General features: G+C 71.7%; 18 protein-coding genes and 1 pseudogene. 7 read left to right on the top strand and 12 right to left on the bottom strand.

Annotated elements, in window-relative coordinates; all coding sequences use genetic code 11:
* Positions 1 to 143 precede the first annotated feature (143 nt).
* The 3 genes from C4B68_RS03150 to C4B68_RS03140 all read left to right on the top strand — a co-directional run bounded on the left by C4B68_RS03150 (position 144) and on the right by C4B68_RS03140 (position 2,718).
* Positions 144 to 1,706 carry a bifunctional phosphatase PAP2/diacylglycerol kinase family protein gene (locus C4B68_RS03150; RefSeq protein WP_099501311.1) on the top strand — a complete coding sequence of 521 codons (1,563 nt, stop codon included), beginning with the start codon at positions 144 to 146 and terminating at the stop codon, positions 1,704 to 1,706.
* Between the two features lie 85 nt (positions 1,707 to 1,791).
* A complete protein-coding gene (locus tag C4B68_RS03145) occupies positions 1,792 to 2,175 on the top strand; it encodes an ArsR/SmtB family transcription factor (RefSeq protein ID WP_099501309.1) in 384 nt (127 codons plus the stop codon).
* 6 nt (positions 2,176 to 2,181) lie between these two features.
* On the top strand, positions 2,182 to 2,718 hold the full coding sequence (locus tag C4B68_RS03140) for an SRPBCC family protein (protein WP_099501307.1): 537 nt from the start codon (positions 2,182 to 2,184) through the stop codon (positions 2,716 to 2,718).
* A gap of 64 nt (positions 2,719 to 2,782) precedes the next feature.
* Here C4B68_RS03140 and C4B68_RS03135 read toward each other — a convergent pair whose 3' ends face one another.
* From C4B68_RS03135 to C4B68_RS03115, 5 genes are all read right to left on the bottom strand, one after another.
* Positions 2,783 to 5,611 carry an NHLP bacteriocin export ABC transporter permease/ATPase subunit gene (locus C4B68_RS03135; RefSeq protein ID WP_099501305.1) on the bottom strand — a complete coding sequence of 943 codons (2,829 nt, stop codon included), beginning with the start codon at positions 5,609 to 5,611 and terminating at the stop codon, positions 2,783 to 2,785.
* 1 nt (position 5,612) lies between these two features.
* The gene (locus tag C4B68_RS03130; RefSeq protein WP_099501304.1) at positions 5,613 to 7,835 is read right to left on the bottom strand and encodes an NHLP family bacteriocin export ABC transporter peptidase/permease/ATPase subunit; all 2,223 of its coding nucleotides are present in this window, start codon (positions 7,833 to 7,835) and stop codon (positions 5,613 to 5,615) included.
* Positions 7,832 to 8,641: an HlyD family efflux transporter periplasmic adaptor subunit gene (locus C4B68_RS03125; protein ID WP_099501302.1), complete on the bottom strand. Its 810-nt coding sequence runs from the start codon at positions 8,639 to 8,641 to the stop codon at positions 7,832 to 7,834. Before C4B68_RS03125 ends, C4B68_RS03130 begins: the two co-directional genes overlap by 4 nt.
* Positions 8,642 to 8,731: 90 nt before the next feature.
* Entirely contained in the window at positions 8,732 to 8,947 is a 216-nt protein-coding gene (locus C4B68_RS03120; protein ID WP_099501300.1) for a type A2 lantipeptide, read from the bottom strand.
* 592 nt (positions 8,948 to 9,539) lie between these two features.
* Positions 9,540 to 9,953 (bottom strand): PaaI family thioesterase, encoded by a 414-nt coding sequence (locus C4B68_RS03115; RefSeq protein ID WP_099501299.1) that lies wholly within the window; start codon positions 9,951 to 9,953, stop codon positions 9,540 to 9,542.
* A gap of 212 nt (positions 9,954 to 10,165) precedes the next feature.
* Here C4B68_RS03115 and C4B68_RS03110 point away from each other — a divergent pair, with 212 nt between their 5' ends.
* The 3 genes and pseudogenes from C4B68_RS03110 to C4B68_RS03100 form a co-directional block, all read left to right on the top strand.
* Positions 10,166 to 11,500 carry a S1 family peptidase gene (locus C4B68_RS03110; protein WP_099501298.1) on the top strand — a complete coding sequence of 445 codons (1,335 nt, stop codon included), beginning with the start codon at positions 10,166 to 10,168 and terminating at the stop codon, positions 11,498 to 11,500.
* 462 nt (positions 11,501 to 11,962) lie between these two features.
* The gene (locus C4B68_RS03105) at positions 11,963 to 14,401 is read left to right on the top strand and encodes a SpoIIE family protein phosphatase (RefSeq protein WP_099501296.1); all 2,439 of its coding nucleotides are present in this window, start codon (positions 11,963 to 11,965) and stop codon (positions 14,399 to 14,401) included.
* Between the two features lie 12 nt (positions 14,402 to 14,413).
* Positions 14,414 to 14,740: pseudogene (locus C4B68_RS03100) on the top strand (YfcE family phosphodiesterase); the annotation flags it as partial.
* Between the two features lie 140 nt (positions 14,741 to 14,880).
* Here the strand turns inward: C4B68_RS03100 and C4B68_RS03095 are convergent.
* From C4B68_RS03095 to C4B68_RS03065, 7 genes are read right to left on the bottom strand one after another with little or no spacing between them, the layout of a single operon-like run.
* Positions 14,881 to 15,579 carry an SRPBCC family protein gene (locus tag C4B68_RS03095; RefSeq protein ID WP_099501294.1) on the bottom strand — a complete coding sequence of 233 codons (699 nt, stop codon included), beginning with the start codon at positions 15,577 to 15,579 and terminating at the stop codon, positions 14,881 to 14,883.
* Positions 15,580 to 15,589: 10 nt separating this feature from the next.
* Positions 15,590 to 16,768, bottom strand: a complete 1,179-nt coding sequence (locus C4B68_RS03090) for an XdhC family protein (RefSeq protein WP_099501293.1) — start codon at positions 16,766 to 16,768, stop codon at positions 15,590 to 15,592.
* A 51-nt stretch (positions 16,769 to 16,819) separates the two neighbouring features.
* The gene (locus tag C4B68_RS03085) at positions 16,820 to 17,962 is read right to left on the bottom strand and encodes a vWA domain-containing protein (RefSeq protein WP_099501291.1); all 1,143 of its coding nucleotides are present in this window, start codon (positions 17,960 to 17,962) and stop codon (positions 16,820 to 16,822) included.
* A 19-nt stretch (positions 17,963 to 17,981) separates the two neighbouring features.
* A complete protein-coding gene (locus C4B68_RS03080; RefSeq protein ID WP_441349329.1) occupies positions 17,982 to 18,974 on the bottom strand; it encodes an AAA family ATPase in 993 nt (330 codons plus the stop codon).
* Positions 18,889 to 19,743, bottom strand: a complete 855-nt coding sequence (locus C4B68_RS03075) for an FAD binding domain-containing protein (protein ID WP_099501289.1) — start codon at positions 19,741 to 19,743, stop codon at positions 18,889 to 18,891. The genes C4B68_RS03080 and C4B68_RS03075 overlap by 86 nt, the downstream gene beginning before the upstream one ends.
* Positions 19,740 to 22,154: a xanthine dehydrogenase family protein molybdopterin-binding subunit gene (locus C4B68_RS03070; RefSeq protein WP_099501287.1), complete on the bottom strand. Its 2,415-nt coding sequence runs from the start codon at positions 22,152 to 22,154 to the stop codon at positions 19,740 to 19,742. The genes C4B68_RS03075 and C4B68_RS03070 overlap by 4 nt, the downstream gene beginning before the upstream one ends.
* Complete coding sequence (locus tag C4B68_RS03065) at positions 22,151 to 22,630, bottom strand: (2Fe-2S)-binding protein (RefSeq protein ID WP_099501285.1); 480 nt, start codon at positions 22,628 to 22,630, stop codon at positions 22,151 to 22,153. Before C4B68_RS03065 ends, C4B68_RS03070 begins: the two co-directional genes overlap by 4 nt.
* A 267-nt stretch (positions 22,631 to 22,897) precedes the next feature.
* Here C4B68_RS03065 and C4B68_RS03060 point away from each other — a divergent pair, with 267 nt between their 5' ends.
* The gene (locus C4B68_RS03060) at positions 22,898 to 24,937 is read left to right on the top strand and encodes an elongation factor G (protein WP_099501283.1); all 2,040 of its coding nucleotides are present in this window, start codon (positions 22,898 to 22,900) and stop codon (positions 24,935 to 24,937) included.
* Positions 24,938 to 24,962: the final 25 nt, after the last annotated feature.

Below are 24,962 nucleotides of genomic sequence, written 5' to 3'. Positions count from 1 at the left end.
CCCCCGTATCGCGCTGACGCGCTCGTCCTCAAACGCCGGACGGGCTAAGAACTTTCCAGCCCGAACCGCCGCCCGGAGCAGACAAATCACCGCTCCGAGTCCTCCCGGATGCCGAACCGGGCCCAGTACCGTAGCGGTGGAGCATGGGAGTAATCGGGGAGATGGACCAGCGGCTGTTCACGCGGGTGGCCGGGGCGCGGGTGCCCGCGGCCGATCCGGTGCTGCGGCGGCTCAGCCACTCCGCCGACCACGGACGCCTGTGGCTGGCCACCGCGGCCGGACTCGCGCTGAGCGGCGGACGCACGGCCCGGCGGGCCGCCTTGCGCGGGGTGGGATCGCTCGCGCTGGCCTCACTGACCGTCAACACCGTGGTGAAGTGGAGCGCCCGGCGCCCCCGCCCGCTGCTGGACCTCGTACCGCCGATCCGGCACCTCAGGCACCAGCCGCGGACCACGTCCTTCCCGTCCGGACACGCCGCCTCGGCGGCGGCCTTCGCGACCGGAGTCGCCCTGGAGTCCACTCGCTATGGCGCCCTGGTCGCGCCCTTCGCCGCGTCGGTCGCCTTCTCGCGCGTCTACGTGGGTGTGCACTACCCCTTGGACGTGCTGGCCGGGGTGGCGATCGGCGCCGGGGCCGCCGCGCTCACCTGCCGCTGGTGGCTGCCGCGCGCGGCCGTCCCGGAGCGCGAACGGCCCGCGGCGCCCGCGCCGGCGCTGCCCCGCGGGAAGGGCCTGGTCGTCTTCGTCAACAGCCAAGCCGGCAACGGCGCGGCGGCCGCGGGCCTGCCGCCCGCTGAGCGGCTGCGCGACCTGCTGCCCCGGGCCGAGCTGTTCGAGCGCGGCCCCGGCGACGACTTCGCGGCCCTGCTCGCCGAAGCGGTCGAACGGGCCGCGCGGACGGGCGGCGCGCTGGGCGTGTGCGGCGGCGACGGCAGCGTCAACGCCGCGGCCCGCGCGGCGGCCGAACGGGGGCTCGCGCTGGCGGTGTTCCCCGGCGGCACCCTCAACCACTTCGCCCAGGACGTGGGCGTACCGGACTTCGAGGACACCGCCGTCGCGGTCACCCGGGGCGAGGCGGTGCGCGTCGACATCGGCGTGGCGCACCCGGGGGACGGCCAGGGCGTGCGGTTCCTGAACACCTTCAGCATCGGCATGTACCCCGAACTCGTCCGGCTCCGCCAGCACTTGGAGGAGCGGTGGGGCAAGTGGCCCGCCGCGGCGGTCGCCCTCATCCGGGTGCTGCGCACCGCGACCCCCATGGAGCTGAGCGTCAACGGCCACCCCCGCCGCCTGTGGCTGCTCTTCGCGGGCAACGGCCGCTACGTCCCCGAGGGTTTCGCCCCGGGCTTCAGGCCGCGCCTGGACGACGGACTGCTCGACCTGCGCATGATCGACGGCAACCACCGCTTCGCCCGCACCCGCGTCATCGCCTCCGCGCTCGCCGGAGCGCTCCACCGCTCCCGGGTTTACAGCGCCGAACATGTGTCGTGGGTGGAGCTGGAGGGACTCACGGATACGGACCACCTCGCGTACGACGGTGAAATCGCGCCCTCGCCCGAGCAGCTGAGGCTGGAGAAGGCGCACCAGGCCCTCGTCGTGTACCGGCCCGTACAGCCGCAGGACGAGCTGGCTCAGCAGGCCCGCCTCGCCGCCGCGGCAGCCCGCTACTGGCAGCGAACGAGCCGGCCGGCCGCCGGAGACGCATGAGCCCTCTACGGATGGGGACGCATGAGCCCTCCACAAAACTCAGTATTCCTTGACAGGCATATAACCCTAGAGGCATATTGCGTCCATGTCCGATGCCTCTCTCTGGACCGCACTCGCCGACCCCCACCGGCGGGCCATCGTCGCGCTGCTCCTGGAGCGGCCGCAGGCCGTCGGTGAGATCGTCGAAGCGTGCGGGCTGAGTCAGCCGAGCACCTCGAAGCATCTGCGCGTGCTGCGGGACGCGGGGATCGTGCGGGTACGGCAGGACGCGCAACGCCGCGTCTACGCGCTCGACCCGGCCCCGATCGCCGCCCTCGACGTCTGGCTGGCTCCGTACCGGAAGCTGTGGAACGAGAGTCTCGACACGCTCGGCCGCCGCCTGGACGAGGCGGCGGGGGAGCCGTCGTCGGACGACCGCGCAGAACCCGAGGCACGACCCAACGCACGAAGAACTCTCCCGAAGGATTGAGCCACCATGTCCGCCGAACCCACCGCCCTCACCGGCACCTACCTCACCCTCGACGACGGCCGGCCCGCCGTCCGCTTCAGCCGCACCTACGACCACCCCGTCGACCGCGTCTGGCAGTTCGTGACCGACCCCGACGAACTCGCCGGGTGGTTCCCGTCCCGCGCCGAGATCGAGCTGCGGCCGGGCGGCACCGTCACGTTCAGCGGCGACCCGAACATGGAGGACTCGACCGGGCGCGTCATCGCGGTCGAAGCGCCGCGCCACCTGTCCTTCGTCTGGGGCGGCGACGAGCTGCACTTCGACCTCGAAGCCCTCGACGACAAGCGCACGCACTTCACGCTCACCAACGTCCTCGAGGCCGAGAACACCGCCGCGCGCAACGGCGCGGGCTGGGAGGTGTGCCTCGCTGCCCTGGACGCGAAGGCCCGGGGCGAGCGCTTCGCGGGTCCGCACGCAGGGGCTGGGGCGCCATGGAAGGAGTTCTACCGCGGCTACATCGAGGCCGGGCTCCCGTCCGGCGCCCCCGTCCCGGGTCTGGACTGAGCCCGCCCAGGTCTGACTTGACCGGCCCATTCCGGGCTGACCCGCCCAGCCCGGGCCGACCCCGTCAGGCCAGCTGCCGCCGCACCAGCTCGTGCAGCCGCCCGCCCGTGTCCGCCAAGAGCGCCGCGGGCGGGCCCTGCTGGGCCACCCGGCCCTCCTCCATCACGATGACGCGGTCCGCGTCCAGCACCGTGGACAGCCGGTGCGCGATCACGATCCGGGTGGCGTTGAGCGCCCGGGTGCTCTCGATGACCGTCCGCTGGGTTTCGTTGTCCAGGGCGCTGGTCGCCTCGTCGAAGAAGAGGATGCGCGGGCGGCGGATCAGCGCCTGGGCGATCATCAGGCGCTGGCGCTGGCCGCCGGAGATCGCGCCGCCGCCGGAGACGATCGTGTGCAGCCCCATCGGCATCCGCTTGATGTCTTCCGCGAGGCCCGCCATCTCGGCCGCCGCCATCGCCTCCTCGGGCGTGTACGGCTCGGTGCCGCAGATGCAGTCCAGGATCGAGCCGGTGAACGGCTGCGCGTGCTGGAGCACCACACCGCACTGACGGCGTACGGCGGACTGGTCGAGGGCCGCCAGATCCTGGCCGTCGTACAGCACACTGCCCGAGACGGGCTTGTCGAAGCCGATCAGCAGCCGCAGCAGTGTGGACTTGCCGCAGCCGCTCGGCCCGACGATCGCCACGAACTCGCCCGGCCTGATGTCGAAGGACACGTCGTCGAGGACGAGCGGCCCGTCGTCGGCGTACCGGAACGACAGGCGTCGCGCCTCGACGCCGCCCGACAGGACGCCCGGGCGGGTGCTCGCCACCCGCACCTCCGGCGTCGCCTCCAGCACCGGCTTGATCTCCTCGAACATCGGCAGCGCGGCCGCCGCCGACACGAACGCGCCGGTCAGCTGGGTGACCGAAGTCAGCAGCATCGTCATCGCCGTATTGAAGGTGAGGAAGTCGGCGGCCGACAGGGAACCGCGCGCCGGACCGGCCAGCAGCATGAACATCAGCAGCGAGCACAGCGGCAGATACACCGCGCCCATCACCGTGGTCAGGTTCTTGATGCGGCCGACCCGCTGCTGGAGTTCACGGCTGCGCGCGAACTCGCCCGCCCACGCGGCGTACGCGTAGTTCTCGGCCGCCGCGACCCGCAGCTTGGGCAGACCGCGCAGGGTCTGGAACGCCTGGTTGTTCAGCTTGTTGCCGAGGACGACCAGACGCCGCTGCCAGCGCAGCTGCCACAGGCCGAGCCCCAGGAACACGGCCGCGATCACGACGAGCATGCCGATCGCGGCCAGCGCCATCGGCACGCTGTACCAGAGCAGCAGCCCCAGGTTCATCGCGCCGACCGTACCGGCCTGCGCGACCGTCGGGCCGACACCCGCCAGGAGCCGGCGGATCGCGCTGATGCCCATGGCGGCACTGGCGAGTTCACCGGTCGAGCGGGAGGTGAAGAATTTCGTCGGCAGCCGGAGCAGCCGGTCCCACACGGCCGGCTGGAGCGTCGCCTCGATACGGCCCTCCATGCGCAGCATCGTGAGGTTCTGCAGCAGCATGAACGCCGCCGACACGATGCTGGTGATCATGATGGCCAGGCAGACCTGCACGATGAGGCCGTGCTGCGCCTTCGGCACGTACTCGCCGAGCACCTTTCCGGTGGCGATCGGCACCAGCGCGCCGATCGCGACGGTCACCAGGCCGCTGATCGCCAGATTGCGCAGATCGCCACCCGTGCCCCCCAGACAGAACCGCAGCAGCCGCAGCGGGCTCAACGTCCGCTCGGGCAGCGGACGGTAGAACATCACGGCGCGCGGCTCGAACTCCGCCGCGTTGGCCTTCTCGACGGGCGTCTCACGCCCGGAGGACGGCTGCACGGCCACATATCCGCCGCGTCGCCACAGCAGCGCGACCGGTGCGCCGGACACCGCCCGGTGGCCGATCAGCGGACCGATGTTGTCGCGCCACCAGCGCCCGTCGAGACGTACGGCACGGGTGCGGACGCGCGAGGCGAGCGCGATCCGCTCGACCGGGTCGAGCCGTTCGCTCTCCGTACCGCTCTGCACGGACTCCGCGAGGGAGATCCCGGCCTCCCGGGCGACCAGCTTGCAGGCCGCGTAGGTGGCGTCGGCGTCGGCCGCCGTCGGACGCTTCGCCGACGACTTGCCGATGGACGCGAGCAGCGTCCGGTCGGCCTGGGCGCGGACGGCCTCGCCCGCCTTGATGCCCGCCGCCGTACGGTCCTCGTGGCTGGCCTCCAGCTGCTCGATCCAGCGGTCGAGCGTGGCCAGCAGCCGGTACTGCTGGTCGACCATGCCCTGCCAGACACCGGAATCCATCAGCAGGTCGGCCGCCGCTTCCGCGCCGTACAGCGAGCCGTACTGCACGCTCCCGGGCGGCACCTGCATCCAGAAGACGTCGTCGTCGGTGAGCGCGGCGGCGTTCTCCGTGGCCATCGGGGCCTGGAAGAGGATGGACAGGCCCCGGCCGACGCCGAGGGCGAGGGCGTACTCCAGCGGGCTCGTCGTCGGAGGTACGTACTGGGGGTTGCCGTACTCGTCGTACGACCAGGTCTGCGTGTCGACGGCCTGGTACAGCTCGCGCAGCACGATGCGGCGCACCACGCAGTCGCGCAGGGGACGTCCGACGAGCGTGTGCTGGGGTCCCGCGACCGGGCCGAGCAGCAGCGAACCCGCTTCGAGCCGGCCGAGGTGGTGCCAGTGGCCCTGCTGCACGGCGTCGACCGCGAACAGGTCCATGGCGCCCGCCGCGACGAGCCAGAGGACCTGCGGGCCTTCCAGATCAAGGCGGTTGAGGCCGGAGCAGTCGATCGGCGTACCCATGCCGCCGAGTGCGCCGAGGACGAGGTCTCCCTCGTGAACGCCCTCGTGAACCGTGGTCATCTCATCGCTCCTTGACCAGCTCGGCGTACGGACCGCCGACCGCCACCAGGGCGTCGTGCCGCCCGCGTTCCACGATCGTGCCGTGCTGAAGTACGACGATCTCGTCGCTGTCGCGCACGGTGCTGAGCCGGTGCGCGATCACCACACAGGCGCAGCCGCGCTTGCGCAGGTTGTCGATGACGGTCTGCTCGGTCTCCGCGTCCAGCGCGCTGGTCACCTCGTCGAGCACCAGGATGCTGGGCCTGCGCACCAGCGCCCGGGCGATCTCCAGGCGTTGCCGCTGACCGCCGGAGAAGTTGCGCCCGTCCTGCTCGACCCGGCTGTGGATGCCGCCGGGTCGGCGCATCACCACGTCGTACAGCGCCGCGTCCTCAAGTGCCGCGACCACGGCGTCGTCCGGTATGGACGGGTCCCACAGCGCGATGTTGTCGCGGACCGTTCCCTCGAAGAGGAAGACGTCCTGGTCGACGAAGGACACGGAGGCCGCGAGCGCCCCGCGCGGGATGTCCTCCAGACGCTGCCCGTCGATACGGATCGTGCCCTCCCAGGGCGCGTACAGGCCCGAAATCAGCCGGGAGACCGTGGACTTGCCGCTTCCCGAGCCGCCCACCAGAGCGACCTGCTGGCCCGGGCCGACCGTCAGCGAGAAGCCGGTGAGCAGGGGCTTGTCGAGCGGGCTGTAGCCGAACGTGATGTTCTCCAGCTCGACATGGCCGTGCAGCCGGCGGGTGGACTCGCCGGTCCCGGAGCGGGCGTAGAGCGGGTCGGCCTGGAAGTTCTCGACGTCCTTGAGGCGGGCCACGTCGGCCGCGAAGTCCTGGATGCGGCCCGCGACGCCGTTGAGGCGGGTGATGGGCGCGGTGAAGCGGGTGACGAGGGCCTGGAAGGCGACCAGCAGACCCACCGAGATGTGCCCCTCGATCGCTCGCATACCGCCGATCCACAGGATCAGCGCGGAGTTGAGCGTCGCGAGCGTCGGCGCGACCACACCCAGCCAGGCGCTCGGCACACCGAGGCGCTGCTGCTCCTCCAGTGTGGTGGCGTGCTGTCCGGCCCACTTGCGGAAGTAGCCGTCCTCGCCGCCGGTCGCCTTCATCGTCTCGATCAACTGCAGGCCGGTGTAGGCCGTGTTGGTGAGCCGTGCGGTGTCCGCGCGCAGCTTCGCGGTGCGCGTCGCGCGCAGCCGGATCACCACCCGCATCGCCACCACGTTGAGCAGCGCGACGCCGATGCCGACGGCGGTGAGCTGCGGGTCGTACGTGTAGAGCAGCACCGCGTAGAGCACGACCACGATCGCGTCCACGCCCGCCGCCGCGAGATCGCGGGCCAGGGTCTCGGACACCGCGTCGTTCGACTGGAGCCGCTGCACCAGGTCTGCCGGGCTGCGCTGGGAGAAGAACGTGACCGGCAGCCGCAGCAGATGGCGCAGGAAGCGAGCGCTGCTGAGTGTGGAGGAAATGATGCGGCCGCGCAGCAGATTCGCCTGCTGCAGCCAGGTCAGCACCACCGTGAGCAGCACCGAGGCGCCCATCGACGCGAACAGCACGCCGAGCAGCGAGGTCTGACCACCGATCAGATACGTGTCGATGTACGTCCGGCTCAGCGCGGGCACCGCCGCCCCGACCGCCACCAGCAGCAGACTCGCCAGCACGGCGGCCGGCATCGTCCCCGAAGTGCCGCGCATCCGCGCCGGCATGGCGCCCAGGACGCCCGGTTTGCGGCCGCCCTTGCGGAAGTCGGGTCCCGGCTCCATGACCAGGACCACGCCGGTGAAGCTGGTGTCGAAGTCCTCCATGGGGACGAAACGCCGGCCCTTGCCGGGGTCGTTGATGTGCACGCCGCGCCGTCCGAAGCGGCGCCCCATGCCGTCGTACACGACGTAGTGGTTGAACTCCCAGAACAGGATCGCGGGCGCCTTCACCTCGGCGAGCGCCGCCGTGTCCATCTGCATGCCCTTGGCCGTCAGGCCGTAACTGCGCGCCGCCTTCAGCAGGTTGCTGGCGCGCGAGCCGTCCCGCGAGACGCCGCAGGCGATGCGCAGCTCTTCGAGCGGGATGTGGCGCCCGTAGTGGCCGAGCACCATCGCGAGCGAGGCGGCGCCGCACTCGACGGCCTCCATCTGGAGGACGGTGGGCGTACGCACGGTCTTGCCCCGGCCCTTGGGCATCGTGCGCTTCGGCGGGGCGGAGCGACGTCTGCTCCGGGTGTCCTGTGCGGGGGTCACGGAAGGAGCCAATCGATGGGGCGCTGATCGGCCAGGCGGATCGAACCCGTGGCCAGGGTCATGGAGGTGAGGGTGAACGGCGGCCCGTCCGCCGAGGACCACTTGAGGCCGCTCTTCGTGCGGGACGAACGGTCGAGCCGGACCAGGACGGCCACCGGCCTGCCCTTCTTGGTGAACTGCTCGCCGAGCTGGTTGTCGCCGAGGAACGTGGCGATCTGCTGCTGGGTCTGCGCCGTGCGGTCGACCGTCTTCACATGGCCGCGCAACACCCCGTACTGCTGGGTCGGCACCGACTGGACGGTGAGGTCGACGGCGGCGTTCGCGGGAATCGTGGAGGCGTTCTCGGCGGGGACGTACACGGTCGCGTACAGCGGATCGTCGGCGTCGGCGACCTTCTCCACGGCGGCGACGTTCGCGCCGGTCGAGATGATCGCGCCGATCGTGGCGGCGAGCGTGGTGATCCGGCCCGCGGCGACCGTTCGGACGACGGCCGTTTCGCCTTGTGCCGTACGGACCTCCAGGACGGGGGCGTTCGCGGCGAGCCGCTGGCCCTCCTTGGCGAGGATCTCGGTGACCTGCCCGGCGACGGGGCTCTGCAGGACGTAACTGCCCTCGCCATGCGTGAGGATGGCGGGCGCGCTGACCGTGGACGCGACGGTGCCGCTGACGGCCCACACGGACGCGGCCGCCATGGCGACGACCGTCACCGAGAGGACGAGCCAGCCCTGGGGACGGGCGAAACGCACCGGAAGGTCGAGCTCTTCGGGCGACTGCAGCTTGGCGAGGGCCTGTTGGCGGAACTGCACGGAACTTCCCTCACCTGTTCAGGAGATTTACGGCACCCGAGAGCCCCGGAACCGGGAAGCGGTTCCGGGACTCAACGGCATGAAATGCGATCAGAGACCCGCGACCAGGCCGGTGACCGGGGCGGTGTTCAGACCGGTGACACCCTCGACGGTGCCGACAGCCGTGCCCACCAGGCCGGAGACCGGGGCAACGCCGTCAACCAGCTCGGTGACGGTGCCGAGGGCGTTCAGCTGCAGGCCGCCGGAGACGTTGTCGAGGTCGGCGTCCGAGATCTCGGCGGTCTCAACACGGGGGGTGGAGTTCATGATGGAACTTCCCTTCGTATGGGTATGTCAAAAGGGGGAGAGCGGCCCCCCTCTGGGGACAGACGACGGCCGCCACCGCGAGCGCGTGGCCCCGTTTTCGGGAGCCGGTGCGACCCGCGGCGCAACGGATCAAAGCACGCCCGTGTGCCGCGCTTCCAATCAACCGTGGCTCTCACCTGGGACCTTGAGGACGACGGCCAGCCAATCGTGCACGCGCGCACACGACTCTGTGGCGAGTTCTTCACACCGTTCCCGGAGTCGGTTCGTCCGGCCTCTTGCCGCCCCCGGAAAGAATGGGACAGTCCTGTCGCAATGGCGCGGAGGGGGGCGCGCGACTGTGCAGATCCGCCGCGCACGGTGACCTCGTTGCGTATTCGGTGTGCAGATTCGCTGAAGCCGGGATTCCGTTCCGGGTCGGAGACGGACCGTTGCCAACCGGTAACGGACTGTTTCGGTGCGCTCCGGTGGCGCAGCAGTGCCCTTCGCTCAGTCGCGTTCCGGGAGTGGGTAGTTCGCTTCGCTCGGCCGCGTTCCGGGAGTGGGCGTTTCTCTTCGCCCGGCCGCGCTCCGGGAGTGCGGCGGCTCGCTTCGCTCAGCCCAGCAGCGCGTACACCGTGCTCGCCCGCGCCGCGATCTCCTGGGACCCCTCGGCGGTCATCGTGATGTCCGCGAAGGCCATCCGGCGGCCCAGCCTGGTGAGGACCGCCTCGACCAGTACGTCCGCGTCCGTCACCGCCCGCTGGAAGCTCGTGGACTGCTGAACGGTGGTCATCGGCACGAAGGCGCCGCGCGCCGCGGACACCGCGATCACGGTCGCCGTGTCGGCGGCGGCCATCAGGGCCTGGCCCGACAGGGAACCGCCCTCCCGGGCCAGCCGCGCGGACCACGGCAGCCGCAGGACCGCACGGCGGCCGTCCAACTCCGCCACGGACAGCCCGAGATCGAGCACCCAGGGGGCGAAGTGGTCGGAGAGGATCTTGTCGGCCTCGGCGATGTGCAGCGTCATACGAGGCATTGTTCCCCGGTTGCCGGCCGTTCTCCGGTTGCTCGGCGAAAAGGCGGGATCGCCTCGTCTTCCGTGCCTTTCGCCGACATAACTCCTGCCTTTAACCACGGCAGTTGAACACCCCACGTGGCTCACGCGTATCAACAACCATCCAGGCGCCCCCAGTCAGCTGCCGGACGGCGGCATCGACCCCGTCCCCAGGAGGTCAAGAGTTGAGTCACAAGCGGATACCCAAGCGCAAGGCCGTTCTCGCGGCAGGAAGCGTGGCGGCGCTCGGAGCGGCGGCGCTTCTGCTGCCCAATGCCAACGCGTCCCAGACGGATGGGGACGACACCACCCCGAAGACCTTCAAGGCGAACGATGCCGCCGGCGTCGCCTCGCAGCTCGCCTCCCAACTGGGCGACGCGTTCGCCGGGTCGTACTACGACGCCGCCAAGCAGCAGATCATCATCAACGTCGTCGGCGACAACAGCAATGTCGTCAACGAGATCAAGAAGGCAGGCGCGGTTCCCAACGAGGTGGAGAACAGCACCTCCGAACTCCAGTCCGCCGCCCAGACGTTGAAGGCCGACGCGACGATCCCGGGCACGGCGTGGGCCGTCGACCCGAAGACCAACGAGATCCGTGTCACCGCCGACTCGACCGTCACCGGCGCCAAGTGGGACACGCTGGAGTCGACGGTGGAGGGCCTCGGCTCAGGCGTGGCGACCATCAAGAAATCCGCGGGCACCTTCAAGACCTTCGTCGACGGCGGAGACGCCATCTTCGGCGGCGGCGCCCGCTGCTCGCTCGGCTTCAACGTCACCGCGGGCGACGGCAGCCCCGCCTTCCTCACCGCGGGCCACTGCGGTGTCGCGACCGCCCAGTGGTCCGACACGCAGGACGGCGCGCCGATCGCCACCGTCGACCAGGCCACCTTCCCCGGTGAGGGCGACTTCGCCCTCGTCAAGTACGACGACCCGAACACCCAGGCCAACAGCGTCGTCAACATCGGCAACGGCGAGACCGTCGAGATCACCCAGGCCGCCGAGGCCGCCGTGGGCCAGCAGGTCATCCGTATGGGCAGCACGACCGGTCTGAACGACGGCACCGTCACCGGGCTCGACGCCACCGTCAACTACCCGGAGGGCACGGTCACCGGCCTCATCCAGACCGACGTCTGCGCCGAACCCGGCGACAGCGGTGGCTCTTTGTTCACCCAGGACGGCAGCGCGATCGGCCTGACCTCGGGCGGCAGCGGCGACTGCACCAGCGGCGGCGAGACCTTCTTCCAGCCGGTCACGACCGCGCTGGAGGCGGTCGGCGCGACGCTGGGCGCGGGTGACGCCGGGGCCGGGGACGCGGGCGCCGGGGATGCCGGAGCCGGGGACGCGGGCGCCGGAGACGCCGGAGCCGGAGACGCGGCGGACCCGGGCGCCGGTGCGAGTGACCCGGCGGATGCCGGTGACCAGGCCGGCGGTGCGGCCGACGACCAGGCGGGCCATGCGAACGACCAGTCCGGCACCGGTGTTGACGACGGCTCGGGTCTGGTGACCACGACTCCGTGACGCCGGTGACCACCAGCCACTGACCCGGCCGCGGAAAGGCGGTACCGGTCGGCAGTGGAAGGGTCCGGCCCTCCGGCGGGAGGGCCGGACCCTTTGCGCGTACGGGCCTCGCGTGCGCCTCTCGCACGTACGTGCCCCGCGTGGGCCGGAGCGCTCGCACCTGCGGGCCCCTCCGTCGAGACGTGACTTCCCGCCCGTCCGGCAGTAGGCCCGCCCACGCCGACCGGGATGCCGAGCAGCTCGGCGGTCGCCGCGTCGGCGTAACTGAACCGCCGTACAGAACCAGCGCGCACAGTCCGTACGGCAGCCGCGCCACCATCGGCGTGGCGAGGCGGACACCCCGGACATCCCGCCCAGCGCCACGGACGGTGCCGCGCCGCAGGCCGACGGATTCGGAACGACCAAGATTCGGAATGGTCACAGGGGCTGCGCCAACGGCCCGGAAGCGCTGTAATTGCGGACGTGGTCAGTGAGGGAGCGGCGGGACGCAGAACGAGAACGCCGCGTGTCGAACTTGCCCTCAAGACGCTCACCACGGACCTCGACCCGCGCGAACGACTCCACCGCGTCCTCGAACAGGCCCTCGTCTTCGCCCACGCGACCTTGGCCGCCGTGTACGCGCCGAGCGACAGCGGCGACGCGCTGCACCTGACGGAGTCCGCCGGGGTGCCGGGGACGCTGTACGGGATGGGCGACAGCTACCCCCTCTCCAACGGATCCCCCGCGGTGGACGCCCACCGCTCGGGCCGGCCCCGCTGGCTCGGCCCGGAGGACCTCGGCCGCTGCGCCGACGCCCGTGGGCTGCCGTCCCAGGACTCCCAGGACTTCTCGCTGGGCGTGCTGCCGCTGCGGGACGGTGGCTGCCTGGTCGCCGTCAGCGAACACCCGGACGGCTTCAGCCCCGAGGACCGGGAGAGCCTGGGCCTGCTCGCCGAAGCCGTCGTCTGCCCGCCCGCCACAGCCGCGGACACCGGCGAACCGCAGGCCAACTCCTTCAGCCTCTCCATGGACACGGGGCACGTCGAAGTCGACGACGCGATGCTGGAGCTGTTCGGCCTGAGCCCGGCCGAATTCGACGGCAAGGTGGAGACACTGCTGTCGATGACCGTGCCGGAAGACCTGCCCTCGCTGATGTCCGCGGTGGAGCAGGACCACATGTCCATCGGCGACCGCGAGCTGGAGTTCCGCATTCTGCAGCCCTCCGGCGGACAGCGCTGGCTGCGGCTGCGCGCCCGCCTGCTGCCCGGCGGCGAAGGCCGTCCGGCGCGGCTCGTGGGCACGGTCTCCGACGCCTCGAAGGTGCGCTCCGGCGTCAACGACGTGGCCCGCGTCCAGCGACTCGCCACGGCTCTCGCCACCGCGGGCACCGTCCGCGATGTCGGCCGCGCCGTGGTCGCCGTACTGCGCGGGCCCCTCCAAGCCGACCGGATCGCGCTCGCCGAACTCGAGGGCGACCGCCTCGTGGTCACCCTCCTCGACCCGCCCGAGCCGGAGGCCTGGCCCGAACTGTGGCGCACCGAATGGCGCTCGGAGTGGCCCGACGCGCCCGTCCGCGCCATGCCGACCCTCGCCGCGGCCCTCAACGAGGGACGCCCCGCCGTCTGGCCCGCCGGGACGCCCCTGGAACCGGCGATTGCCGATGTCGGCCCCGGCGGCCTCGCCGTCCTGCCGCTGCCCTCCGGCAGAAGCATGGCCGGCCTCTGCCTGATCGGCTGGGACGCCCCGCACGACTTCGGCCCCGACGAACGTGCCCTGCTCACCGCGGCCGCCGGGCTCGCGGGCCAGGCCCTGATGCGCGCCCGTGCCTTCGACGCCGAACACGAGCTCATCGGCATGCTCCAGCGCACCCTGCTCCCGCGCCGCCTGCCCCGGCTGCCCGGCGCGGTGGCCGTGGCTCGCTATCTCCCGACCACGGCGGGCCTGGAGGTCGGCGGCGACTGGTACGACGTGATCCCGCTGCCCGACAACCACGTTGCCCTCGTCATCGGCGACGTCCAGGGACACAACACCTCGGCCGCGACCCTCATGGGCCAGATGCGCACCGCCCTGCGCGCGTACGCCATCGAAGGGCATCCCCCGGACGTGGTGGTCTCGCACGCCAACCGGCTCCTCGTCGACCTGGAGACCGACCTCTTCGCCACCTGCTGCTACGTCGACGTCGACATGGAGGAGGGCTCCGCCTGGTACGTGCGCGCCGGACATCTGCCCCCGGTGCTGCGCCACCCGGACGGCCGCACGGAGGTCCCCGAGTCCGAGGGCGGACCGCCGCTCGGTGTCCTCACCCAGGCCGAATTCCCCATGAGCCCGCTGCGGCTGCAGCCCGGCACCGTCGTGGCGCTGACCACGGACGGTCTCGTCGAGTCCGTCGAGGTCGACATCGAGGACGGCCTGAACCGGCTCGCCTCCGAGCTGGGCGCCTCCGACCCGGGCCACCTCGGACTCGTCGCCGACGGACTGCTCGCGGGCGCCAACCGCAGCGACGACGTCGCCCTCCTCCTGATGCGCTACGACGGCTTGGCGGTGCGCCCGCGCCGCGAGAGCTGGACCATCTGGCGGGTCCCCGAGGCGGTCGGACACGCCCGCCGCTTCACCAAGCGCACCCTGCGCGCCTGGGACACGGGCGACTACACGGACGCCGTGCTCCTCATCGTCTCCGAACTCGTCACCAATGCCCTCGTGCACACCGACGGGCAGGTCAGGCTCGACCTCACCCTGGTCAACCACCGTCTGCGGGTCGCGGTCGCCGACAACTCGGCGCGATCGCCGATCAAGCCCACCAGCATCGGCTGGGAGGCCACCGGAGGACGCGGCATCCTCCTCGTCGAGGCCATGTCGGCGGCGTGGGGGACCGTGCCGGTGAGCGGAGGGAAGCAGGTCTGGGCCGAGGTCGTCCTGGAGTGACAGCCTGAGGGAGTGCGTCTCCTCCTCATGTCCGACACCCACCTGCCCCAGCGGGCCAGCGAACTGCCGGAGCAACTGCTCGCCGGCATCCCGCTCGCCGACGTCGTGATCCACGCGGGCGACTGGGTGGACATCGCCACTCTCGACCTGCTGGAGGACCGCGCCGACCGGGTCATCGGCGTGTACGGCAACAACGACGGCCCGGCCCTGCGCGCCCGCCTCCCCGAGATCGCCCGCGCCGAACTGGGCGGCCTGCGCTTCGGAGTCGTCCACGAGACCGGCGCCGCCCAGGGCCGCGAACGCCGCTGCGCCGAACGCTTCCCCGACCTAAGCGGCCTCGGGGAAGTTCAGGCACGCCCCCACGCCGCCCGGCACGCCCTCTCGCCGCACCGGCCAAAGGCCCAAGTAGCTCCGCTACGAGGGCCTTCGTCCGGCACGCAGGTGATCGCCGGTCACCGGGACGAGGCCGGCCGCAGCACTCAGCGGCGCGTACGGCGTCGTAGCCGCGAGATCACCAGGACTGCCGCGGCGACCGCGGCGAACCCCGCCACCAGCCGCTTGGCGACCGGCACCCCTGCCGTCCGGAGCAGGTCGATCGGCTCCGGCTCGGAACTTGCCGAAACCGTGGACTCGTTGATCAGCTCGGTTTGTTCGAGCCTGCCGGACTCGTCACGTCGGCCGGATTCGTCCAGCCGGGCGGCGTCGTCGCGTCGGCCGGACTCGCCGACGCGCTGGGATTCTTCGAGGCGCTGGGACAGACAGTCCGCGAACTGCCCGACCAGCTTGTCGCCCACCTCCGCCATGACGCCGCGCCCAAACTGCGCCGGACGGCCCGTCACCGTCAGATCGGTGTCCACGGACACGGCGGTGCCGCCGTCGCGTTCGCTGAGTGTGCCGGTGACCCGCGCCCGCGCCGTGCCCTGGCCGCGTGTCTCCTTGCCGCTCGCGATCAGGACCATCCGGTGCGTCTCCTCGTCCTGCTCCTCGAAGACGCCGGTGCCCCGGTACGTGACCGTGATCGGGCCCACCTTCACCTTCACCGAACCGGTCACGGTCTTGCCGTCGTAGTCCTCGACCGTCGCGCCCGGCATGCACGGGGCGACCCGCTCGATGTCGAGGAGGACCCGCCAGGCGTCCTGGACCGGGACCGGGACCGTGAACTCGTGGTGCAGTTCCATTTCTCTCTCCTCAGACGGGGGTGGCGCCGGGCACCTCGGACGGGGTGGCGCCGGCCGAGTGGATCGCGCCCAAGGTCGCCGTCAGGGGCGCCCCGCTGCCGCCCCACCGCATCGCGATGATCTCCGCGGCGACGGACACGGCCACCTCCTCGGGCGTACGCGCCCCCAGGTCGAGCCCGACGGGCGACCGCAGCCGGGACAGTTCGCGCTCCGACAGGCCGGCCTCCTTCAGCCGCTTCGTCCGCTCGTCGTGGGTACGACGGCTGCCCATCGCCCCGATGTACGCGGCCGGGCGGCGCAGCGCCTCCTCCAGCAGGGGCACGTCGAACTTCGGGTCGTGGGTGAGGACGCAGATCACCGTGCGCGCGTCGGTCGTCGTGCCGCTCAGATAGCGGTGCGGCCACTCGACGACGACCTCCACGCCCTCCGGGAACCGTTTCGGCGTGGCGAAGACCGGACGGGCGTCGCACACCGTGACCCGGTAGCCGAGGAAGGAGCCGATACGGGCCACCGCGGCCGCGTAGTCGATCGCGCCGAAGACCAGCATGCGGGGCGGTGGCGCGAAGGAGTTGAGGAACACGGTGACGGCGTCCTCGCGGCGCTCGCCGTGCGGGCCGTAGTGCCGCCGCCCGGTGATGCCCTGGGCCAGTTCGCCGCGCGCGTCGGCGGTGACGGCGACGTCCAGACCGGTCGCCCCGAGCGAGCCCGAGACCTCGCCCGGAGGCCCGGCGTCCTGGCCGGAAGGCCCCGTGTCCGCGTCCGGCCACACGGCGAGCGTGGCCCCGCGCGGCGCCGGTCCGTCGATCACCGTGGCCACTGTCACCGGGCGGCCCGCGGCCACCGACTCGGCCACCGCGCCGAAGGACGGATCGTCGGCGGGGGACACCCGCCGGACGAGCAGGGTGATCTCGCCGCCGCAGGTGAGCCCGACGGCGAACGCGTCCTCGTCGCTGTACCCGAAGGTCTCCAGGCGCGCTTCGCCGGACTCCACCACCTCCTGGGCCAGCTCGAAGACCGCGCCCTCGACGCAGCCGCCGGACACACTGCCCACGACCTCGTCCCCGGGGCCGACGGCCATGGCCGCGCCCGGGTCGCGGGGCGCGCTGCGGCTGACCGCGACGACCGTCGCGAGCCCGAACGGGGTTCCCGCCGCATACCACTCGTTCAGCGCCGGGAGGATGTCACGCATCGCTCGATCCCTTCACCGGGGGGTGCTTCTGTCTCCAGGACTCGGTTCTCCTCAAGGATCCGCTCCTCTCACCACCGCCGCCAGACGCTCCAGCGCGGCCAGGCTGTGCCCCTCGACGAAGGCGTCAACGCTCGGCAGCGCCGCCGCCATCCCGGCGGCCAGGGGTGCGTAACCGGGGCGGGCCTTGCGCGGATTGGCCCAGATCACCCGGTGCGCGAGCCGGTGCAAGCGTCGCATCTGGGCCGCGAGCAGGGCGGGATCGCCACGCTCCCAGCCGTCCGAGAGCAGCACCACGACCGCGCCGCGCGCCATGCCCCGCCTGCCCCACTGGTCGAGGAAGGCCCGCAGCATCTCGCCCAGCCGGGTGCCGCCGCGCCAGTCCGGGACCGCCGCCGCGAGCGCCGCCATGGCCGTGTCGGGGTCGCGGTGCGCGAGCTCGCGGGTCACTCGGGTCAGCCGGGTGCCGATCGTGAACACCTCCGTGCGGGTGCCGCGCGAGGCCGCGTGCGCGCATCGCAGCAGCGCGTCCGCGTACGGGGACATCGAACCGCTCACATCCACGAGCAGCACCACCCGGCGCGGGCGCTCGGCCCGCGCGTGCCGCCGCAGCCGGGCCGGCTCACCGCCGCGGCGCAGCAACTCCCGTACGGTACGCCGCGGATCCACGCTGCCACGCCGTGCCGGGTGCCGCCGCGCGGAGCGCCGCACCTCGCCGGGCAGACGGAACGCGTCCAGCAGCCGCCGCAGTTGCTCCCGCTCGGCCGCCGTGAGCCCGGCGACGTCGCGGTGGCGCAGGACCTCGGTGGAACTGGCCAGCGCCGGCGCCGGTACGCCGTCCTCCGACGCCCGTGCCGCCCCGGGCGGTGCGGGCCCTGCGGCCCGTACGACCGTGCGCAGCCGGGGCGGCACGGCAGCCCGGGCGGGTCGCGCGTCGCCCTTCTCGCCGAAGTAGGCCGCGAAGACCCGCTCGAACCGCTCCAGATCGTCCCGGCTCCCGCACAGCGTGAGCCGCCCGGCCCAGTACACGTCGAAGCGCACCCCGGGATCGAGGAGATCGAGTGCGCCGATGAAGGCCTGGACACGGTCGGGCCCGGCCTCGACACCGGCCGCGCGCAGCGCACGGGCGAATCCGACCAGGACGGCCGGCGCATCGACCGTGCTCCCGCCTCCGCGTTCCCAGGCCGTACTTCCCATGCCCTCACGCCCCATGCCCTTACGTCCCCCGCGCCGCGAGGATCCCCGACAGATCGAGCCCCCGGGCCCGCTCCGCGTCCTCCCGGTACTTCAGGACCGACCCCAGCGTGGCCACCGCCAGCTCGGCGTCCACCTCGGTCGCGCCCAGCGCGTGCAGGGCCTCCGCCCAGTCGATCGTCTCCGCGACCCCCGGCGGTTTGAGCAGGTCCTCGGCGCGCAGGGCCTGGACGAGCGCGGTCACCTGATCGGCGAGCCGGGCGGTCACCTCCGGCAACCTCCTTCTGACGATGGCGAGTTCGCGGGCGAACCCCGGGTGGTCGAACCAGTGGTAGAGGCAGCGTCGCTTCAGCGCGTCGTGCACCTCGCGGGTGCGGTTGGAGGTGAGGACCACGACCGGCGGCACCTCGGCGCGCAGCGTGCCCAGTTCGGGAATGCTCACCGCGTACTCCGACAACAGCTCCAGCAAGAACGCCTCGAACTCGTCGTCCGCGCGGTCGACTTCGTCGACCAGCAGAACGCACGGCTGCGTCTCCAGCGCCTGGAGCAGGGGCCGGGCGATGAGGAACCGCCGGTCGTACAGCTCGGCCTCGAGCCGGTCGGCGTCCGTGATGCCCGCCGCCTCGGCGGCCCGCAGATGCAGGAGCTGACGCGGGAAGTCCCAGTCGTACAGGGCCTGGGACGCGTCGATGCCCTCGTAGCACTGCAGCCGGATCAGCGGGGCGCCGGTCGCCTCGGCGAGGGCGGACGCGAGCGCGGTCTTGCCCACGCCCGCGTCGCCCTCGCAGAAGATCGGCCGGTGCAGCCGCAGCGCCAGGAAGCAGGCGACGGCCAGCCCTTCGTCAACGAGATACCCCGTCTTCTCCAGGCGGGCCCGCACCTCGTCCGGACCGCTGAAACCGTCCACTACCCTTCCGGCGATGGGCACTTCACCCCATCCCGGCCGCGGACAGCACCGCGCGCCGCGTGAGCACCCGGGCGAGGTGCGCACGGTAGGCGGGCGAGGCCGAGGGATCCGACGACGGGTGCGTACCGTCCGCCGCCACCTGAGCGGCCCGCCGCACCGAGCCCGCCGCGTCGGCGCCCACGAGCGCCTCCTCGGTGGCCGCGGCCCGCAGCGGCGTCGAGCCCATGTTGGTCAGCCCGATCCGCGACGCGGTGATGTGCCCGTTGTCGCGCCGCACGAGCGCCGCCACGCCGACGACCGCCCAGGCCTGCGCGACCCGGTTGAACTTCTCGTAATGGAACCCCCAGCCGTCGGTCGTCGGGATCTCCACCTCCACGAGGAGTTCGTCCGGCCTGAGCGCCGTCTGCAGATAGTCCACGAAGAACTCGCGGGCCGGGATGGCCCGGCGCCCCTCGGGTCCGACCGCGATCAGCGTCGCGTCGAGCGCGAGGATCACGGCGGGCAGGTCACCGGCCGGATCGGCGTGCGCGAGCGAACCTCCGAGGGTGCCGCGATGGCGTACGGCGGGATCGGCGACCGTGGCCGTGGCCGCCGCGAGCAGCCCGGCGTGCCGGCATACCCGGGGGTCGCGGATGACGTCGTGGTGGGAGGTCATCGCGCCGATGATCAGCGTGCCCTCGCCCTCGCGGATCCCGCGCAGTTCCGGAATCCGGCCGACGTCGACGACGAGTTCGGGAAAGGCGAGCCGCAGGCGGAGCAGCGGCAGCAGGCTCTGCCCGCCGGCCAGCACCTTCGCGTCCTCGCCCGCGTCCGCGAGCGTCCGCACGGCCTCGTCGACGCTCGTGGGCCTCGCGTACTCGAATGCCGGGGGAATCATGCCGAGCCCTCCTCTCCGAGAGCGCCGGAATCTTCGGAGGCTCCAGAACCTCCGGAGGCGTCCTCGATGGCCTCCCAGACCCGCTGCGGCGTACAGGGCATCCGCACGTCCGTGACGCCCAGCGGCCGTAGCGCGTCCACGATCGCGTTGACGACGGCGGGCGTCGACGCGATGGTCCCCGCCTCGCCAACTCCCTTGACCCCCAAGGGATTCGAGACGGCGGGCGTCTCCGTCCGGTCCGTCACGAACTCGGGCAGATCGGCGGACGAGGGCACGAGATAGTCGGCCATGGTGCCCGACACCAGGTTGCCCTCGTCGTCGTACACCGCCTCCTCGTACAGCGCCTGCGCGATGCCCTGCGCCAGCCCGCCGTGCACCTGGCCCTCGACGATCATCGGGTTGATGACCCGGCCGACATCGTCGACGCTGACGTACGACCGGATCTGTGTGCGCCCGGTCTCGGTGTCGACCTCGACCGCGCACAGGTGCGTGCCGTGCGGGTAGGAGAAGTTCTCCGGGTCGACGACGTACTCGGCGTTGATCGTGGGTTCCATGCCCTCGGGCAGGTCGTGCGAGGAGAAGGTCGCGAAGGCAACCTCCTGGATGGTCTTGCGCGCCTCCGGGGAGCCCGTCACGGAGAACACGCCGTTCGTGAACTCCAGGTCGTTCTCACTCGCTTCGAGCAGATGCGCGGCCACCCGACGCGCCTTGTCGATCACCTTCACCGCCGCGTGGTGGACGGCCGTCCCGCCGACGACCAGCGACCGCGATCCGTAGGTGTCCATGCCCTGCGGGGCGGCCTTCGTGTCGCCGTGCACGACCTGGACGTCCTCGAAGGGCACGCCCAGCACGTCGGCGGCGATCTGGCTCCAGCAGGTCACATGCCCCTGCCCGTGCGGGCTGGTGCCGGTGACCACCTCGACCTTGCCGGTGGGCAGCATGCGGATGCTCGCCGCCTCCCAGCCGCCGGCCGCGTACCGCAGATCCCTGAGCACCCGGCTCGGCGCGAGCCCGCACATCTCGGTGTACGTCGACACACCGATGCCGAGCCGCACGGTGTCCCCCCGCTCATGGCGGTCCGCCTGCTCGGCGCGCAGCTTGTCGTACCCGAACAGCGCGAGCGCCCGCTCGGTCGCGGCCTCGTAGTTGCCGCTGTCGTAGGTCAGACCGGCGATCGAGGTGTACGGGAACTCCTCGTGCCGGATCCAGTTCCGGCGCCGCAACTCGATGGGATCCAGGCCGAGTTCGGCGGCCAGCTCGTCCATGATCCGCTCGATGGCGTACGTCGCCTCCGGGCGCCCGGCGCCGCGGTAGGCGTCGGTGGGCGTCCTGGTCGTGAAGACGCCGGTGCAGTTGAACTCGTAAGAGTCCATCTTGTAGATCGCCGGATACATGAACGCGCCGAGGATCGGGATGCCCGGCGTGACCAGCATCAGATACGCGCCCATGTCGGCCAGCAGGTCGACCTTGAGGCCGAGCAGCTTGCCGTCACGGTCCGCGGCGATCTCGATGTCCTGGATCATGCCGCGGCCGTGATGGGTCGCCAGATAGCCCTCGGAGCGGGACTCCGTCCACTTCACCGGGCGGCCGAGCCGACGGGCGACCGCGAGGGCGATGGCCTCCTCGCCGTACACCTGGAGCTTGGAGCCGAAGCCGCCGCCCACGTCGGGGGCGATCACGCGGAGCTTCTGCTCGGGGATGCCGGTGACCACCGCCAGCATGATCCGCAGGATGTGCGGGATCTGGGTCGCCGAGTAGAGCGTGTACTCGCCGGAGGCGGGCAGCGGGGTGACGACGACCGCGCGCGGCTCCATGGCGTTGGGGATCAGCCGCTGCTGGTGGTAGCGGCGCTTGACCGTGACGTCCGCGCGCTCCCGTACGGAGGCGAAGTCCTCGCCGGTCGCGAGCAGCCAGTCGTAGCAGCGGTTCGTGCCCTTGTCCGAGTGGACCAGCGGGGCGTCCTCGGCGAGCGCGGCCTCCAGGTCGAGGACCGGGGGCAGCGGTTCGTAGTCGACCTCGATCGCCTCGAGCGCGTCGGCGGCCGCGTACCGGTCGCGGGCGACCACGACGGCCACCGGGTCTCCGGCGTAGCGCACCTCGTCGACGGCGATCGGCGGGTGGTCGGGGAGCACGATGTCCTCGGTCACAGGCCAGGCGCACGGCAGCGACCCCAGGCCCTCCGCGAGATCGCGTCCGCTGAACGCCGCGATGACCCCGGGCCGGGCGAGCGCGGGGGAGACGTCGATCCGGCCGATGCGGGCGTGCGCCATGGGGCTGCGCAGGATCGCCAGCTGGAGCAGGCCGCTGACCTGGATGTTGTCGGTCCAGTTGGTCTGTCCGGTGACGAGCCGGGCGTCCTCCTTGCGGGCGCGGGAGCGGCCGACCTCGGGTTCGGCGATCTGGTCGGTCATGCCGAGACCTCCTGCCCCGAGCGTCCGGCGGCGGCCAGCACCGCGCGCACGATGTTCTGGTAGCCGGTGCACCGGCAGAGGTTGCCCTCCAGGGCCTGCCGCACGTCGTCCGAGGTCGGGTTCGGGTTCTCCTTCAGCAGATCCCGGGCCGCCATGATCATGCCCGGGGTGCAGTAGCCGCACTGCAGGCCGTGCTTCTCGTGGAACGCCCGCTGCAGCCCGGTCCACTCGCCGTCCTGGGCGAGCCCTTCGACCGTCGTCACTTGGCTCCCGTCCGCCTGGACGGCCAGTACCGAGCAGCTCTTGACGCTATCGCCGTCCAGCTCGACCGTGCACGCCCCGCAGTTGGAGGTGTCACAGCCGATCGGGGTGCCGGTCAGGCCCAGGCGGTCGCGCAGGTAGTGGATCAGCAGAAGGCGGGGTTCCACCTCGTCCTCGTACGTCGTGCCGTCCACCTTTACCGAGATATGGGTCATGTGGCCCTCCAGAGACCGTGCGTACGGATGCGAGGGAAACAGGTGCCTGACGTGATCTACGTCACTTGACGTACGTCACTCTATGACTACGTCCTGATGGCGGCGAGTGCTGCGGCAGGCTTCGTTGAGTGTTAATCCATTGCCTCGGCGTGTCCGGTTCTGCTGTATTGCACGGGACCCGTCGTCACTCATGAGGAGCACCGATGCGTACTGCGTGCATGTCCACCCACGAAGGAATCCCTCCGATGCCCAAGGACATGACACTCAGTGCACTTGCTCAATCTTGGAATCCTCGCGCACGTCGACGCCGGTAAGACCAGCCTCACCGAGCGGCTGCTGCACACCGCCGGGGTGATCGACGAGATCGGCAGCGTCGACGCCGGCAGTACGCAGACCGACTCGCTCGCGCTGGAACGGCAGCGCGGCATCACCATCAAGTCCGCCGTCGTCTCCTTCCCGGTCGACGACGTGACGGTCAACCTCATCGACACACCCGGCCACCCGGACTTCATCGCCGAGGTGGAGCGGGTGCTCAGCGTGCTGGACGGCGCCGTACTCGTCGTCTCGGCCGTGGAGGGCGTCCAGGCGCAGACCCGTGTCCTGATGCGCACCCTGCAGCGGCTGCGTATCCCCACGCTCGTCTTCGTCAACAAGATCGACCGACGCGGAGCGCGCTACGAGGGCGTCCTGCGAGCCGTCTGCGAGCGGCTCACCCCGGCGGTCGTCCCCATGGGGTCGGTCGCCGGCATCGGCACGCGTGACGCCCACGTGACCCCGGGCCTCGGCCCGGCCGCGCTCGACGTCCTCGCCGACCACGACGACGATCTGCTGACCGCCTACGTCGAGGACGCCGTGTCCTACGACCGCCTCCGCGCGGCCCTCACCGACCAGACCCGGCAGGCCCTCGTACACCCGGTGTACTTCGGCTCCGCCATGACGGGCGCGGGCGTGGCCGAACTGATCACCGGAATCAAGGAGTTGCTGCCGGCCGCGGACGGAGACCCCGACGGTCCGCTGTCCGGCACCGTCTTCAAGGTGGAGCGGGGCCCGGCGGGGGAGAAAGTCGCCTACGCGCGCATCTTCTCCGGAACGCTCCGCACCCGCGACCGCATCCCCTTCGGCGACGGCCGCGCAGGCAACGGCCGCGCAGACGTTGGCCGCGCGGAGGGCAAGGTGACCGCGGTCAGCGTCTTCGACCACGGCACGGACGTCCGTGCCGAGCAGGTCCCCGCGGGCCGGATCGGCAAGCTGTGGGGCCTCGGCGAGATCAGGATCGGCGACGCGATCTGGGGGTCCCCCCGCGCGAGCGCAGCCGAGCGTGGGGGAGTACCGAGGAAGGCGTACGAGCACTTCTTCGCGCCCCCGACCCTCGAAACCGTCGTCGTCCCCGGGCCGGGCACGGACAAGCGGGCCCTCCACCTCGCGCTCACCCGGCTCGCCGAACAGGACCCGCTGATCGGCCTCAGGCACGACGAGATCCGCCAGGAGATCTCCGTGTCCCTCTATGGCGAGGTGCAGAAGGAGGTCGTTCAGGCCACCCTCGCGGACGACTTCGGCCTGGACGTCACGTTCCGGGAGACGACACCGCTCTGCATCGAGCGGCCCGTCGGGAGGGGAGCGGCGGTCGAGTTCAACAAGAAGGATCCGAACCCCTTCCTCGCCACGGTCGGCCTGCGCGTCGACCCCGCGCCGGCCGGATCGGGCGTGGCGTTCCGGCTGGAGGTCGAGCTGGGTGCCATGCCGTACGCCTTCTTCAAGGCCGTCGAGGACACCGTGCGCCAGACCCTCGGCCAGGGACTGCACGGCTGGCAGGTCACCGACTGCACGGTCACCATGACCCACTCCGGCTACTCGCCGAGGCAGAGCCATGCCCACCAGGGCTTCGACAAGAGCATGTCCAGCACCGGGGCCGACTTCCGCGGGGTGACCCCGCTGGTCCTGATCGAGGCGCTGCGGCGGGCGGACACGCAGGTGTACGAGCCCATGCACCGCTTCCGGATCGAGGCCCCGGTGGACACCCTGGGCGCCCTGCTTCCCGTGCTGGCGGGGGTACGCGCCGTGCCGCAGACCACCGAGACGCGAGGTGCCGTCTGCGTCCTCGACGGCACGCTGCCGGCAGCCCATGTGCACGGGCTGGGACAGCAGTTGCCCGGACTGACCCGGGGCGAGGGCGAGGTGGAGAGCGCCTTCGACCACTACGCGCCCGTCGCGCGCGGCGGCACGGTCCCGGAGCGGCCGCGCACCGACCACAACCCGCTGAACCGGAAGGAGTACCTGCTGAACGTGACACGCCGGGTCGGCGGGTGAGGCGCCCCTTGTTCTGGCCCGCTTA

This window comes from Streptomyces dengpaensis (genome assembly GCF_002946835.1).
GTDB lineage: Bacteria > Actinomycetota > Actinomycetes > Streptomycetales > Streptomycetaceae > Streptomyces > Streptomyces dengpaensis.
The sequence above is the reverse complement of the archived record's forward strand: the minus strand, read 5'-3'. Positions and strand labels throughout refer to the sequence as shown.